The organism is Pseudoalteromonas sp. CO342X (assembly GCF_004208915.1).
Classification (GTDB): Bacteria; Pseudomonadota; Gammaproteobacteria; order Enterobacterales; family Alteromonadaceae; genus Pseudoalteromonas; species Pseudoalteromonas maricaloris.
Genome location: NZ_SGPH01000020.1, coordinates 111,694 through 127,330 on the forward strand (window position 1 = coordinate 111,694; position 15,637 = coordinate 127,330).

Below are 15,637 nucleotides of genomic sequence, written 5' to 3' on the forward strand. Positions count from 1 at the left end.
AGCGTTATCTAGATAATTTTCAAAGGAAACTTTATGAAAAAGCGTAATATAATCCCATGTTTCGCAGCTGCCTTATTGATTTCGGCGTGCTCGAGTTCAACAAATAACAGCGATGATAAACCAAAAGACGAAGATGTTAGCGCTAAGGTCAGTCTTTTTTTCGGTGGCAATATTATCACTGTTGCTAGCAAAAAACCCTTCTCTTTAGGAGCAGATGAAAATCCCGCGGTGTTGGTCGAAAACGGTGTGATTACATTCGTCGGTTCAGTCGACGACGCAAAGGAGAAGCTAGCAACAATTAGAAACCATGCTCCAAAAACCAAGATATCTTACTTCAATTTAAATGGCAGAACCTTAATGCCAGGATTCATAGAACCTCATGCCCATTTACAATCAACGGCGCAAATGAGTGGAGTAAAAAATTTAATGCCTTGTCTGCCAGACAAATATCAAGAAAAGCTCTCTAAAGATTACGGCTGGATTTACTATCCGAATAAGAAGGCTTCAAGTGCGAAAGATGGACAGGGGCACTGCTTTATATACCTAGATGAAGCAATAGCAAAAGTAACAACAAGTCCGCCATTTGTAATTGACCATGTTAATAAAGTTGGATGGTACATTGGAAATGGGCTTGATCCGTCACGAATGGTCCAAGAAGAGTATGCCAAGAGGCCTTTCGATCAGCGTATAAACGAAAATCGAGAATTTTTTGCATACCCAATGAAAGCTATTGACGAAATTGACAACCAAAAATTAAAAACGGCACAAAGTAACAAAGCTATATTTATGACTGACCAATCAGGGCATTTAGCGTACGCCAATATGTCTGCATTTGAGCAAGTGGGCTTGTGCAATACAGTGGTCAAAAAAGCACAGATAGACATGATTTCTCAAGCAAAAGTCGATGAGTTTGAAAAAGAGAACCCTGACTTTAAACTCCCCGTCGAGGATTACACATTGACTTGTGAAGGTACAGAACAAGACGTAAAAACCAGTCAGTTTATCGTGAAAACCTTATGCTTCAGCGATGGCGACTTAGATATAGTGAATAATGCTAAGTACAAAGAGATTGACTCGAAAAAGTGGCAGTACTCTGGCCTCATCAAAGAACCAAGTGCGTATATGCTGTTTATTAATACCATTTTAAGAGCAAAAGGCACTAGTAGCAAAGACATTTCAGCACTAGTACACCATGCACCAAATACGCCCCCTGCAACCAGCTGCCCGCTCGATACAGCGCAACCGGAGCTAGCTAAATATGATAAAGATGAAAATGAAGAGGTTTTGATGAAAATGAAGTACTTGCTCAATACTTCATCGCAACAGGGGGTAACCATGTTAGTAGACGGTGGTTCAACAACAGAAATGAAAGACGATTTCATCAATCTAGTTCTCATGGAGCAACTGCAACCAGCCGCAAGAGTTCGCTCTGTGTACGATTGGCGCAACTATCAAGACGACGCAACAGCCGCTCGCACTCAATGTGTGTATGATCCTAAAAACCCCAGTGAATGTGATTATATTCCTTTTGAAAGTAAAGCTTTTAACGGTATGTACTCAGCGCAAGGCATTAAGCTACTCTCAGATGGCTCTACCCAAGGCTGTAGCGCAAATTTAAGTACTAATTACTCTAAAGCAGGACTTTGTAACACGTTTGGCAAGGGTCATGTTGATTATACCAAAAACGAAATTGTCCAAAATCTCTCTAGATTTTTACCCACCTGTGACAACAGCGTACATCAGCCTTGGTACTTTAATCTTCACGCAAATGGTGATCAAGCTATATCAGATTCACTTAATGCGCTAACTCAAATGGCAGGTGATGCAAAACGTCACACTTCAACATGTAAAGAGAAACAGGTCGCTCAGACGTTTACTGATCTAGCTCACACAATTATTCATTCCACAGTGAATGATATAGATCAAAGTACAAAAGAAAATAAAACAATTTATAAATACCTCAAAGCTCGCGAAACGTTTCCGAATTTGACACCCAGTCATTTAATCGCCCATGTGGCCTACTGGGGAGCATCAATGAGAAATGAATTAGGAGATCTACGAGGCAATAGGATCGACCCTATGGAAGAAGAGCTCGCCGCAGGGATCCCCTTCTCGTTACATAGCGATTTGAGTATCAGCCCGTTATTCCCACTATGGTTTATTGAACAAGCCATGACTCGCCACACTTGGGAATATCCATTCTTAGCATCCAGAGGAAAGTATTTAGGTACAAATACAGATGGAAAAAGTAACTTATCAATACAAGACGCCATAAAGGCCGTCACTATTGTTCCTGCAATGCAACATAACCTCTCCCATAAGCTAGGTTCAATTGAAGTTGGCAAAATAGCTGACTTGATAGTTTTAGATAAAAACTTAATGGATTTTCAAACCACGCCTGAGAGCATCCACTCCATCAATGTGGAATGTGCATTTATAAATGGTGACGAGGTGACATGGGTCGATCTCGAAGATTTAGGCAAAGCTAAAAACCTTACAGACTACACGCCTAAAACCTTAGCTTCTAAATGTCGCAATAGCAGCACATTGAACTAAAGGGCTTTACGCTGCAATTCAGTAATCAATAGGGTCGGCCTCACTGACCCTATTCAAAGATTGATATCTGTAAATTTCAAACAAAAAAATAGCGCCTTCAGGCGCTATTTTTATGGGATTCTAAATTAGAACGGCATTTTGAAGCCTGGAGGCATTTGCATGCCGCCGGTGACTTCTGACATACGCTTTTGCGTTTCTTCACCTACGCGACGAACTGCATCGTTTACCGCAGCGGCTAGTAGGTCTTCGATCATGTCTTTGTCGTCTTCCATTAGGCTTTCGTCGATTTCTACGCGACGTACGTTGTGGCTACCAAGCATAGTTACTTTAACTAAACCTGCGCCTGCTTCACCTGTTACTTCTAGGCTCTTGATCTCTTCTTGGGCTTTTTCCATGCGCTCTTGCATTTGCTGCGCCTGCTTCATGATGTTGCCCATTCCGCCTTTAAACATATTCTGCTCTCTTATACTTCAATTTGGTTTACTGTGATAAAAGATAAGGGCTAACGCCCTTAATTACAATGCCTGAACGCTATTTTCGTCAAGCATTGCGTCAAATTCTTGAACAAACGCACTGACGAGTGGATCGTCACGCATCGCCGCTTTAGCTTGGACAAGCCTATGCTCATCTAATTGTTGCTGTACCAAAAACGGCGTGTTATTTACCGTGTCGATATAGTTAATCTCAAGCGTTATTGGCTGTTCGAATAAAGCGCTTAGGCTTTCTGTTAGTTTCTCTCTCAGCACTGCGGAGTCTAAGTGCTGTTGACTCGCGTCTACTTGCAATTGTACCTGCGCGCCTTGCTGCGTTATCACGCTGTGTAATGCATACTGGCGAATTCGACCACCTAATTGCATCTTTTCAATCATGTTTGCCCAATCGTCGCTTTGGTGAGCAAACTTAATGTCACTGATTGGACTAACAAAGTTTTCCGGTGCAGGGATCTCCACTTGAATACTTTGTTCGTTATCATCTTGTTTTACCGGCGATAACTGCTCTAGCAATTCTGGCGCTAAATTTTCCGTAATAGGTTTATGGCGCTCTTGAAACGCTTCTTTCTTTTGCTTTTTTGGTGCCAAGCGAGGTGTTGCTGGCTGTGCGCGTTGCGGTTCAGGCTGATACTCAGGTGTGGTTACTGTCGTAGCTGGCGCTTGCTTTGGCGCACTAGGCGCCTCAGACTTTTTTACCTCACCATTGGCTCCCACCAATCGACCCGCCCCAGAGATATTACGATTTTTTAAAATTCGTGCTATTGCTGACTGGGCTTGATTTTGCTGCTCGGTAACACTTGCTGTAGCAGCAGGTTCTGAAGCGCTTTGATTTTGCACCTCAGGTCGAGACCAATCCTCTTGGTTTTGTGATGCCATTTGCGCGTATGCAGCATCATCAACTGGAGCACTTTCATGATGATGTACAGGAACTTGTTCTTGGAACCCCTGCTCTACCGCCTGTGACATAATGCTGTCGTATTGGTTGGCCATCTCCGCCTCAGATGGCACAGAGGCAACTGGTGCTTGGCTTTGCGCAGCAGGCTTTGGCGACACAGGCTCATACTGTGTTGTTTGTTGCGCGGCTGGTGTCGTTACTTCTGGTGCATATGTAGGTGTTGCTGTCGGCTGTACCTGAGGTGATTCCGCTACTGTAGCGTTATCTTCCGTTGGCTTTTTTAACAGTGCTCGTAAATCCCCTACTTTGCTTTGCTTTTCAGAAGTCTCCTGGCTCACCGGAGCGCTAGGCACTACACTATGACTTTCTTTTTCAAACGCCATTAAGCGCAGCATGACCATCTCAAACCCAAGTTTAGGCTCGGGTGCCCACTTTAGGTCTTTTTTGCCATTCAACAGCAGTTGATACAACAACTGGCCCTGTTGCGGTGCTAATTGCTCGGCAAATAGCTTGATGTCGTTGTTATCAAAATTTGATAATCGCGCAGCACTAGGCACGAGTTGAGTGAGCTGAATAACATGCAATAACGCAATTAAATCGTCCAGCACACTAACAAAATTACCATTTTGTAGTGCTATTTTTTCAATCGCATTGAGTAAGGCTTCACCGTCGTGGCATAAAATTGCAGACAGCAAAATGACCGCATGCGCACTATCCATCAGTCCCAGCATAGATTGCACTGCAGGCACAGTTAAATTGCCATTTGTTTGTGCAATAGCCTGATCAGTCAAACTGAGTGCGTCACGCATACTGCCATCAGCGGCCTTCGCTAACGTTTGTAGCGCTACTGGATCAAAGGCAACTTGCTCTAGCGGCAGGATTTTCTCTAACTGTTCAACTATTTGCCCTTGTGTCATTGCGTTCAGATTGAACTGTAAACAACGGGACAGAATAGTCACAGGCAACTTTTGTGGATCGGTTGTGGCGAGCAAAAATTTTACATGCTCTGGCGGCTCTTCTAAGGTTTTCAGGAGCGCATTAAAACTGTGCTTCGACAGCATATGCACTTCATCGATGAGATAAACCTTGTAGCGACCACGAGTTGGTGCATATTGTACGTTGTCTAAGATTTCTCGCGTGTCTTCAACTTTTGTACGAGAAGCCGCATCAATTTCGATTAAATCGATAAACTTACCAGTTTCAATCTCAGTACAGGCACTACACTGACCACAAGGCGTTGAAGTAACGCCTTGTTCGCAGTTAAGGCTTTTAGCAAAGATCCTAGCAATGGTTGTTTTGCCCACACCACGTGTTCCTGTGAATAAATAGGCATGGTGTAAACGCTTTTCATTGAGTGCGTTGACCAGAGCTTGTTTAACATGCTCTTGCCCCATTAATTCATGGAAGTTTTGCGGACGCCATTTTCGCGCCAGAACCTGATAGCTCATGCTTATTCGCCTTCGAACTCTACAAGTGAAAGGATTTTGATCCCAAGATCATTGATTTTCTTTTCACCACCAAGCTCAGGCAATGAAATAACAAACGCAGCATCAGTAGCTTCACCGCCTAAGCGCTTAACCAGTTTTGCTGTTGCTTCAATAGTACCACCTGTTGCAAGTAAATCATCAACAAGTAGCACTTTATCACCTGCTTCAATCGCATCTGAGTGTAATTCAAGCGTATCTTCACCATATTCAAGCTGGTAAGACTGGCTGATCACCTCACGCGGTAATTTACCCGGCTTTCTTACTGGAATAAAAGGAATACCTAACTCATACGCCAATGGTGCACCGAAGATAAAACCACGCGATTCAGTACCGATGATTTTAGTGAAGCCGCCATCTTTATAAGCTGCAACGAACGCATCAATTGTTGCCTTAAACGCAGCAGGATTTGCTAGAAGTGAAGTCACGTCACGGAACATGATCCCAGGTTTTGGGTAATTAGGAACCGTCGCGATACTATTTTTGATCAATGACATATTCTCTGTCGTCATAATTGCTTTGCTTTAAGTTTATTACAAAAGAGTGAGATTATAACAATTTTCTATCCGGTTGAAACCGACTGAGTGACTTTGTGTGTCAGGATGGAGGAAAAGCGAACAATTTAGCGAGTATTTTATACCAATTAGCTTAATTAAGTGATCTATTTTGAGGCGAGAAAATCTTGTCGATAACAAGGCGAAAGTTTTGCGATTTAGTTGTTCTAAATGAGAAATTTTTAACGCAGTTAGCGTCAGATTTGCTCCTTCAAATTGAGCGAGTATTAAGACTAATTGGTATATATCTGTATTCAATCGAAAAAGGCTGCGAAAAGCAGCCTCTAGGTAAATACGCTCAGCTTGACTTAAGCAAGCGCTGTTGCCCAGCCTAGAATCGCGTTTAAACAGCCAATTCCAGCGAATACAGCAACAAATGCAAGAAAATACTTTGCATTGAACGGATCTTTAAAGTCACCTTTAGACATAGATACTACCTTTAATTTTACAACTCGCGCCAACTGCATAGTTGCAGAAAGCATTGACTAGCGCCCTAGTCCGAGTTTAAGCACGACAAAAACAGGCCGTATAATAGTCGATGTTGCCAATAGCTTAAAGGTTTTTTGTTTTGATAATGCCAAGATCCGCGAATTCAGCTAGTGTATGCTGAGCTCCTTGATGTAGTTGCTCAACAGTAAACTGAGGCACTTGCTGCGCGATAACATTTACAATGTCAGTGAGTTGCATACCATCATTGGCTTCAATCACCGACAACATTAAGGCCGTCATTGGATTTAGTGCGACAAACTGAACGTCGTCGTCTTCGTCTCTATACAGTGCAAAACTAAACGTTTGCCCTGCTGTTTTAGTTGGCCGAAAGGTTTCACTGATCTGATGAACTGGATATTGATAATGTGAAACTCTGGCTGTACTTGCCAAGCTAATTTCAACATCTGCAAGCGCTTGTACCTCAATTGAAAGCTCATGCTCTGCCTCAACGGTCGTTGCCACATCTAGCTCTAGCCATTCATAATGAGCAAGCTCTAACAAGAACTCAGGATCAACTTCAGTGGGCTCGTATTCTGTTTGTAAAAACTGCAAGAACTCTTTGCTAATCTCTAAAAAGTATGGCGAATGACAATCGTGCTTAGCAAAAAATAGCCTAATTAACGTCAACCAATCTTCATTGGTATACAAGCTTTTAAGTACAGGAAACGCACTGCTCACGAAGCCTTCGACATTATTAAAAAACAGCTCTTGATAGATTCTTAAGCGCCGAGCTTCTATGCCTTCGGGTGCTGGGTGGTTGTCTGGATCTCTGATATGCGCCATAAACTGCTGCTGAGTTTCTACAAAAGACATAGCTATACCTGCTCCAAGCGCTTGGCGTATTTGGCCTGTATTGCTGAAATTTGCCCCGCTTCTGCCAGTAATTCTGCCATGGGAGGAATATTAAAATCACGCTCTAGTAACGTCGGAAATACCCCATGTAGCTCATAGGCTTTCTCTAACAAGTCCCATACTGGTGAAGATACCTCAGCGCCGTGCGTATCAACGAGTAAGTCTTCGGCTTCCACATAATGGCCTGCGATATGACCGTATGCAATACGCTCGGATGGCATAGCCGCTAAGAATTGTTCAGCATCGTAGCCATGGTTAATAGCGTTGACATAGATGTTGTTAACATCGAGTAGCAAATAGCAATCGGCTTCGGCTAATACCCCAAGGGTAAATTCCAACTCCGACATTTCTTGTCCAGGAGCGGCATAGTAAGAGACATTTTCTACTGCAATCCGGCGTTCTAGGTGCTCTTGGACGGCTCGGATCCGCTTAGCGGTATGATAGATTGCTTCTTCAGTAAAAGGGATTGGCATCAGATCGTACATATGACCCTCTCCCGAACAATAACTCAGATGCTCACTATACGTAGCGATATTATGCTGGTTAAAAAATGTTTTGAGTTGGGATAAAAATTCGCGATCAAGCGGTGCAGGTGAACCTAGCGATAACGATAAACCATGACAGATAAAGGTATGTTGTTGCGTCAATGCTTGAAATTGCTTTGCAAGCTTACCGCCAAATTTTAGCCAGTTTTCTGGTGCAACCTCATAAAAGTCTACTTGCTTTGGCGGCGCATTGAGCACGTCATCGACCATTTCACGGCGTAAACCAAGTCCTAAGTTGCCTAACTGCACTGCCATATTTCTCTCACTTTAGACATTATTTTGAACTAATCAGAAGCTGGCATCACAGAGGCTTTACTGTATGCATGGCTTCACTTTGGGATTACCCAATAGCGCCGCTTACCTTAACATAACTAGCTGCGCTATTGGGTCGAACAAAATGGTATTCCTATTTAGTGGTTACCACCGCATTTGCCTTCGCCGCATTTACCTTCTTTTTTGCCTTTGGCATCGCCACCACATTTACCTTCGCCGCACTTACCTTCTTTTTTGCCTTTGGCGTCACCACCACATTTGCCTTCGCCGCACTTACCTTCTTTTTTGCCTTTGGCGTCACCACCACATTTACCTTCGCCGCATTTGCCTTCTTTTTTGCCTTTGGCGTCGCCACCACATTTACCTTCGCCGCACTTACCTTCTTTTTTGCCTTTGGCGTCGCCACCACATTTACCTTCGCCGCATTTTCCTTCTTTTTTGCCTTTGGCGTCGCCACCACATTTACCTTCGCCACATTTTCCTTCACCAGCGTCTAGTTGATAACCAGCGGTCATTGTTTCAAAACTAAATGGATTAGCACTTGCGTCTGTTGCGGTTAACCCCGCGGTACCCGCAACAACAGCGCTTAAAGTAAGGGCAATAGAGTTCTTTTTAACGGTATTCATAATGTTTGCTCTCTCAGAAATAGTAGATTCAATTAGTAGACCCAAACGTCTAAATATTTATTTCGCTAAACGTTTAAAAATTTTAGTTGCATTCGCTAAGTTGTGGTTTACATCCAGTTATAGTTCATCTGTTGTCTTTTTGCTATTTGTGGATAACTAGGGGCTGTTGATGACTTGCAGCAAACAATTAGCTAAAATGTCGCGCTTTTCGATGAGCCATTAGTGACTCATTTTATTTTTGTTGTATCTGAAGGTTAACACATGAAGCTTGTTCTGGCGCCGATGGAAGGTGTAGTTGATTTTAAAATGCGCGAATTGCTCACAGATCTCGGCGGCTTTGATCTTTGTGTGACTGAGTTTATTCGCGTTGTTGATCTCACCTTTCCACGCAGAGTATTCACTAGATACTGCCCTGAACTATTAAATGGTGGCTATACCAGAGCCGGAACACCGGTACGAGTACAGCTTCTAGGTCAGGTTCCCCATGCGCTTGCAGCGAATGCACGAAAGGCCATAAAGCTTGGCTCTCATGGTGTCGATTTGAACTTTGGTTGTCCTGCGAAAACCGTGAATAAAAGCCGCGGCGGCGCGGTTTTACTGAAAGAGCCTGAGCAAATCTATCAAATCATCAAAGCGGTTAGAGATGCGGTACCAGAAGAACATCAAGTAAGCGCCAAAATACGCCTTGGCTTTGACGATGATGCCAATAGCACTGAAATTGTCGATGCGGTCCAGCAAGGTGGTGCGTCGAGTTTAGCGATACATGCGCGTACCAAACGAGATGGTTACAAACCGCCAGCGTACTGGGAAAAGATCCCCCCTTTATTATCAAGGTTAACCATTCCTGTCGTTGCTAACGGTGAGATTTGGCAAGTTGAAGATGCACTACTCTGCCAAACACGCAGCCAATGCCAGGATTTGATGCTTGGTCGCGGTGCCCTAGCCACCCCCGATTTGGCAGCAAAAATCAAAGCGCATGTTAACGGAACTCATTACACTCCTCTCACATGGGAAAACGTGGTCTACCATATCCTCCACTCTTCCATGCATCAGGATGAGAATATGAGTGAAAAGTACTTTTCAGCTAGAACAAAACAGTGGTTAAGTTATTTGAAACGTCAGTATAGCGGCGCACATGTTCTTTTTGATGAAATCAAAACGCTCAAAAGCAAAGATGACGTCATGAAGGTGTTGCAGAAATACGCAATGTCTCCAGACCTTGATTCAAATCATAACAGTGAAGTTTGACTGAAATGATAATGGGGCGTCGGATAGGAGAGCGCCCATGAATGAAAACACACATAACTACGAGCAAAGCTTACAAGCTGAACTCGCTACACTTAGAAGCGACTTTTTAGGAGAGCTAAAAGCTTCACCTAATGAGTTTACTCATAACCTTGCCAATACCTTAGAGCTCAACCCACCCAATAAATGGCTTGATATTGTAATGGAAAAAATAAATCCCGAGCAGTTTCCGCTCTATGATAGGTTGATGAAAGTCGAAGCGGCATTATGCCAAATGGAGATCGGTCAGTTTGGTTATTGCTGTGATTGCGAGCAGACAATAGAGCTTGAGTTGCTAGAACAAGATCCAGCAACTCAACGCTGTCGCAGTTGTAAGACTAAGGCTTTAAAAAATGGGGATATGCAGCAAAAATAGTCGCCGGAAAATAGACTATATTAGCAATCAATTGTTGTGCTTGTTGTTCATTCAGCGCTAGTTTTGAGTTGAGCGCAACAAATGCTTGCTTTTGTGACCACCCTTGATAATGAATTCCTAAATCTACTGCCATTAAAGTCACGATTAGCGCTTTATGCTGCTCTATTGCCTTTGTACACTTTGCTACTGTAGAAGGCACATTAATAAATTCATCACGCCAGTTGAGCCCACTAATTCTTTGGCAATTAGCTGGCAATAACTCTAGTATATAAGGCTGTTGAGTATTAGGCATTGTATTGAGCACAATTGACTTACTCTTTTTCTCATCAATTTTTGATAACATTGCCAAAACTTTATTAGGCGACTCTTGAATAGCTCCGTAAAAATTTAGCTTTGATTGGTACCACTCTTTCCCATTAGGTAACTGATGCAGCCCAAGCATCGCCCTTGATTTATAATCATTTAAATAAGCCAGTAGCGTTGAACGTGATGGTGCGTCAATATTTGAATCTTCAAGTTGCTTTATTATGGCGTCCCGCTCAAACCGATTTAGGCGAATATTACTTTCATCGGCCTCTTTTAGTTTTGTCATTACAAATTTGAGCCACAGATCAAGTTCCTCAGCACTCACTCTACCTTCTACGTTTTTGAGTACAGGGATATGACTAGGCCAAGGTAAGTAACGCTCTGGATATCGCTCTTGAATTCTTAAGTAATCAAGCTCCTTATGCGCCATAACATCTGGTTCATTCAAACTACTTGATAATAAGGCGTGCCGTAACTGTAAATAGCCCTCTGTGAACGGTAAAACAGTAATATCATCCGTAGATGAATGACTTAAACTACTGCTAAGAGAAATTAAAGAAGTTCTGAGTTCCTGATAATTTACGACTGGCTTGTGCTCACTACAAGCGGATAGGAATATAAATGCGACCAAAGTAAGGCTGAACAATAAATGCTTTTTCATAATTTCACATTAAAACTTGAAATCAAAAAAGCCCCTTTCGGGGCTTTTTAATTAGAGGCTAACACCCCTACGTTGTGCTTTTTCTTTGATAAAGCTCGACCAGCTAATCGCAAATCTTCTAGTGCTAGGATCTTCCTTCGCCTTCAAAATTGCTGCATAAGCTTGTTTGAACTTATCTTGATAGTAGTAAGCTTCCGCAAGATCAGCATATGTACTGCCTTTCTTTTTGGTACCAAGCTCTAAAGCTTTATTTAGTCTAACTACTGCTGCACTGTACTGCAGATTTTGCAGTAAAAGGCCACCTGCTCTTCCATAAAGTTCTGCGTCATCGTCAAATTTAGCAGCTTCTTCATAGTATTTAGCAGCATCACTGATGTGTTTAGCTTGGTGGTAATAACTTGCAAGCGCTGTCACGTTTTGCTTTGTACGTTCGATTTTGCCATCTTTCATAGCCTTTTCGAACGTTTGAGCTGCACGCCAAGGATCTTCTGTCAAAGAGTATAAGCTTCCAAGAATCTTATAGTCATTCTCTTTTTCAAAGTAACCTTTGCTATACGCCACCTTCATTACAGTCATACCTTTACTGTAATCTTCGGTTTGCAAATAAAAGCCACCTAGTTGTGTCCAAGCTTTCGGGTCTTCAGGGAAAACACGTACTAACTCTTCACCAACCTCTACAGCCTTTTTGAATTGCTTCAATTCAAAGTAAGCTGCGACTTTCATCAGATAATATTGTTTATTTGGCTCTTCTACACCTGCGATAGCTTTATCAGCTGGAGCAATAACATTAGTATATTGCTTTAACTCATAATAAGCCTGCGCGATACGACCGTGCACTTTAGGGTCATTTTCACCCGTAAAGTCCATCCACGCTTCATAGGCTTTGATACCTTCTGAGTACTTTTCAGTACCTAGCAGAAGATCACCAAGCAACTTCATTAGATCGCCTTGATCTTTAAAGTTAAGCGCATCAGGAGCAATAGCTAAACGCGTATACTTAATCGCTTCGCCGTAGTTTTCCTTTTGAGCATAAAGCTGACCTAGGTAACGGTTAACCGTTGCTTTATCGAAATCATCTGAAGGGTCAAGCTCGCGAAGCATTGCAATCGCTTCATCGACTTTTTCTTCGTTATATAATTCGAACGCTTTGGCAACTTTTTTACCTACTCGCTCACCCATAATCTTAGTTTTTGCCGCTTTACGCTTCTCTATTTCTTCATAGTTAGGCGCAGCAGAAACTGACTCTGAGTAAATGCCACCAGTCAATGCAATTAGAAGAGCAAGAGCTGTAAATTTGGGTAAACTTTTCATGCCTGCCTCCTTAATTACCTTGGTTTAGTGTGAAATCAAGCTGGACTGTAATGCCAGGTTGCTTCTGTGGCTTACCATCAACAACTTTAGGACGATATTTCCACTTACGAAGTGCACGCTTCGCTTCACGGTCAAAGATACGCTTTGGTTCAGCATCGATAATTTCAACATCTTCGACTCCACCTAGCTCATTGATTGTGAAAGATAAACGTACCCAACCTTCTTTGCCATCACGAGCGGCTTGAGGTGGATATTTTGGCTCAATTCGAACGATAGGTGTTGCATCACCATCACGGCCAAACTCGCCAGGTCCAGATAAACCACCTGCAGTACCACCTAGGTCAATACTAGGCATGTTAAAACCGATGTTACCCGCAGAAGGATCAGCCGTGTCTGGCTGAGGCGGCTGCGGTTTTGGCGGCTGCTTAGGTGGTGGCGGCGGCGGAGGCGGGACACGCTTCCGCTGCTGCACCTTTGATTCAGGCGGATTCGACATAATCTCGACTACGATTTGTTCCTTTTGTACATCTGCCCTATCTGCTCCTCCGGAGATAAGATATGACATGAAAAAGAACAAGCCGAGAGTTACTGCCCCACCTGCTAGAAGTGAAAACAGAAGTCGAATCATTACTGATCTCCAGCTATTGAAATCTTCAGATTGTCGCCAGTCGCTTTAATTTGGTCCATAACCTGAACAACTACACCGTGCTTCGCGCCTTTGTCAGCTTGAATAATAACCACGTCAGTAGGTTGTTCAGCCATCAGACTTTCAAGGTTTGCACTTACACGTTCAACATCAACTTGACGCTTGTCCATCCAAATCTCACCGTTTTCACGGATTGCGATAAAGATGTTCGCATTCTTAGTCTTTTGTGCCTGTGCCGCTTTTGGCTTGTTAACTTCAATACCAGCTTCTTTTACAAAAGAAGTGGTTACAATGAAGAAGATAAGCATGATGAATACGATGTCTAGCATCGGCGTCATATCTACTGCTGCATCTTCCTCTTCACGAAAACGTTGTTTACGTGCCATAGTTCAATCTCTCTCTAGTGATGAGGCAAGCTATCAACTAGCTTTTCTTTAGCCATTTTTGCACGTGCTTCTAAACGCGTACTAAAGAAAACACCTGATAGTGCCGCAACCATTCCAGCCATTGTTGGTATCGTAGCCATTGAAATGCCTGAAGCCATTAATCGTGCGTTACCCGTACCTTGAGTAGCCATCGTTTCGAATACTGTGATCATACCTGTCACTGTACCTAAAAGACCGATTAATGGACACATTGCAACCAATGTTTTGATAATCAACATGCGCTCATCTAATTTTTCAGACGCTTCAGAAATCCAAGCATCGCGGATTCTGTGTGCGTACCAAGACGTAGTATCTTGGCGGGCGTCCCACTTAGCGACGATTTCCTTTTGCATTTTAGGAAATTCACCGAGTAGGAACCAATAGCGCTCAATCATTAAAACCCACATTAGAAAGAGTGCTATTGCGACCACGTATAATACATCGCCGCCTGTAGCAACAAAATCCCTGATAGATTCCCATATCTCCATCAGGACTAACATTAGGCTTTCTCCTTCTCCGCGTGAGTAGCAACAATACCTGCGCTTTGCTCATCTAGGATGTGTAGAACTGCTTTGCTACGACCATGTACAACAGCGTGAAGTAGAATTAAAGGTAGAGCTGCAATAAGACCAAGTGCTGTTGTTACTAGCGCTAGAGAGATGTTACCTGCCATGATTTTCGGATCACCAGTACCATGTAGTGTGATTGATTCGAATGTCATGATCATACCAACAACGGTACCTAGTAGACCTAGTAGTGGCGCGATAGCCGCAAGAATCTTGATGATATTTACACCCATCTCGATGCGTGGAGTTTCACGTAGAATAGCTTCATCAAGCTTAAGCTCTAGGTTTTCAACGTCTTGGTCTTTGTTATCATGGTAAACTTTCAAGATACGACCAAGTGGGTTATTTGTGTTAGGGTTATTAGCGTTTTTGATTTGTGCTTTCATCTTAGAGCTAACAATCGTTAGATCGATGAATCGAACTAGTGCAATTAACGCACCAACAGCAAGTAAGAGAGTGATGATGTAACCAACTTCTTGACCTTGATGCCAACGCTCTTCCGGAGTTGCGCGTTGAGTGTTAAGTCGTAGTAATGAACCACGAGTTGGGTCAACTGCAAACTTAACGTACTGATTAGCAGATGCACTGACTAGACGCTCAACCCCACCTAGCTCGCCGCTTGGTTGCTTACCAAGTGGAACGATTTGTTTGTTTTCAGCATCGTAAATAACATAGCCATCTTTAGTTACAAGGTTGAAGTTACCAACACGAGTTACTTCTTTAACGTTAATGTCACCATTTAACTCAGCAACTTCAGCTTCAAACTTAGTTACTTTCGCAGACTCAGTCATTTCAGTTTGGAAAGCAATCCAAAGGTCTTCAAGTTCACGAGTAGTCGGAAGCTCTTTCGCTTCAGCTAGTGAACGAAGTACTTCAGCGCGTCCTGGTTTTTCAGCACTTACTAGTGAAGCTTCGATCGAACCAATAGCGTCTGCAGCTGAACGACGTACAACACCGAACATTTCACCAAGTGTACCTTTGGCATTTTCTAGTTCAACTTCTTTCTCAGCAAGCGTCACTTCGTTCTGTTTGAATTGTTCATTTAAACGCTCACCACGTGCTTTTTCTGCAGCAAGTTCACGCTTCGCTTTGTTCAACAATGCTTGTTTGTCAGCACGGTCACTTAAAAACTCTTGCTCGCGCTGCTTGTTGATCTTGCCTTCAGAGATACGGTTTTGTTTAACCTGCTCTAGGATTTTGTCTAAGGCTTCAGTGTTTGCGTGTGCATTTAGCGCGGCACCAGCAGAAACTGTTAACGCTGCAGCAATTGCAAAACCTTTAAATAGTTTCTTCATCA

At 43.0% G+C, this 15,637-nt stretch carries 15 protein-coding genes; 3 read left to right on the forward strand and 12 right to left on the reverse strand.

The window, feature by feature from the left end; genetic code table 11:
* Positions 1-33 precede the first annotated feature (33 nt).
* On the forward strand, positions 34-2,556 hold the full coding sequence (locus EXT47_RS10680) for an amidohydrolase family protein (RefSeq protein ID WP_069018794.1): 2,523 nt from the start codon (positions 34-36) through the stop codon (positions 2,554-2,556).
* A gap of 125 nt (positions 2,557-2,681) precedes the next feature.
* Here the strand turns inward: EXT47_RS10680 and EXT47_RS10685 are convergent, their stop codons facing one another.
* The 6 genes from EXT47_RS10685 to EXT47_RS10715 form a co-directional block, all read right to left on the reverse strand.
* Complete coding sequence (locus tag EXT47_RS10685) at positions 2,682-3,008, reverse strand: YbaB/EbfC family nucleoid-associated protein (protein ID WP_010368987.1); 327 nt, start codon at positions 3,006-3,008, stop codon at positions 2,682-2,684.
* Between the two features lie 63 nt (positions 3,009-3,071).
* Entirely contained in the window at positions 3,072-5,390 is a 2,319-nt protein-coding gene (gene dnaX / locus EXT47_RS10690) for a DNA polymerase III subunit gamma/tau (protein WP_130126574.1), read from the reverse strand.
* Positions 5,391-5,392: 2 nt separating this feature from the next.
* Positions 5,393-5,938 (reverse strand): adenine phosphoribosyltransferase, encoded by a 546-nt coding sequence (gene apt, locus EXT47_RS10695; protein WP_010368992.1) that lies wholly within the window; start codon positions 5,936-5,938, stop codon positions 5,393-5,395.
* Positions 5,939-6,532: 594 nt separating this feature from the next.
* Positions 6,533-7,282, reverse strand: coding sequence for a DUF2063 domain-containing protein (locus EXT47_RS10705; RefSeq protein ID WP_039492459.1), 750 nt, complete (start codon positions 7,280-7,282; stop codon positions 6,533-6,535).
* Between the two features lie 2 nt (positions 7,283-7,284).
* The gene (locus EXT47_RS10710) at positions 7,285-8,121 is read right to left on the reverse strand and encodes a DUF692 domain-containing protein (RefSeq protein WP_130126575.1); all 837 of its coding nucleotides are present in this window, start codon (positions 8,119-8,121) and stop codon (positions 7,285-7,287) included.
* 155 nt (positions 8,122-8,276) lie between these two features.
* Positions 8,277-8,765 (reverse strand): hypothetical protein, encoded by a 489-nt coding sequence (locus EXT47_RS10715; protein WP_130126576.1) that lies wholly within the window; start codon positions 8,763-8,765, stop codon positions 8,277-8,279.
* A gap of 261 nt (positions 8,766-9,026) precedes the next feature.
* Between EXT47_RS10715 and EXT47_RS10720 the strand changes: the two genes are divergently transcribed.
* Together EXT47_RS10720 and EXT47_RS10725 are read left to right on the forward strand one after the other, a co-directional pair.
* Positions 9,027-10,013, forward strand: coding sequence for a tRNA-dihydrouridine synthase (locus EXT47_RS10720; RefSeq protein WP_039492462.1), 987 nt, complete (start codon positions 9,027-9,029; stop codon positions 10,011-10,013).
* A gap of 37 nt (positions 10,014-10,050) precedes the next feature.
* Positions 10,051-10,425: a TraR/DksA C4-type zinc finger protein gene (locus tag EXT47_RS10725; RefSeq protein WP_010369006.1), complete on the forward strand. Its 375-nt coding sequence runs from the start codon at positions 10,051-10,053 to the stop codon at positions 10,423-10,425.
* On the opposite strand, the gene EXT47_RS10730 is transcribed toward EXT47_RS10725, so the two are convergent.
* From EXT47_RS10730 to EXT47_RS10755, 6 genes are read right to left on the reverse strand one after another with little or no spacing between them, the layout of a single operon-like run.
* Positions 10,388-11,392, reverse strand: coding sequence for a hypothetical protein (locus EXT47_RS10730; RefSeq protein ID WP_240701607.1), 1,005 nt, complete (start codon positions 11,390-11,392; stop codon positions 10,388-10,390). The two genes, EXT47_RS10725 and EXT47_RS10730, sit on opposite strands and share 38 nt — an antisense overlap.
* Before the next feature lie 51 nt (positions 11,393-11,443).
* On the reverse strand, positions 11,444-12,703 hold the full coding sequence (locus EXT47_RS10735) for a hypothetical protein (RefSeq protein ID WP_017218010.1): 1,260 nt from the start codon (positions 12,701-12,703) through the stop codon (positions 11,444-11,446).
* 10 nt (positions 12,704-12,713) lie between these two features.
* On the reverse strand, positions 12,714-13,331 hold the full coding sequence (locus tag EXT47_RS10740; RefSeq protein WP_010369012.1) for an energy transducer TonB: 618 nt from the start codon (positions 13,329-13,331) through the stop codon (positions 12,714-12,716).
* A complete protein-coding gene (locus EXT47_RS10745; protein WP_045961628.1) occupies positions 13,331-13,735 on the reverse strand; it encodes a biopolymer transporter ExbD in 405 nt (134 codons plus the stop codon). The genes EXT47_RS10740 and EXT47_RS10745 overlap by 1 nt, the downstream gene beginning before the upstream one ends.
* A gap of 14 nt (positions 13,736-13,749) precedes the next feature.
* Positions 13,750-14,274, reverse strand: coding sequence for a MotA/TolQ/ExbB proton channel family protein (locus EXT47_RS10750; RefSeq protein ID WP_039492467.1), 525 nt, complete (start codon positions 14,272-14,274; stop codon positions 13,750-13,752).
* Positions 14,274-15,635, reverse strand: coding sequence for a MotA/TolQ/ExbB proton channel family protein (locus EXT47_RS10755; RefSeq protein ID WP_039492663.1), 1,362 nt, complete (start codon positions 15,633-15,635; stop codon positions 14,274-14,276). Before EXT47_RS10755 ends, EXT47_RS10750 begins: the two co-directional genes overlap by 1 nt.
* Positions 15,636-15,637 lie beyond the last annotated feature (2 nt).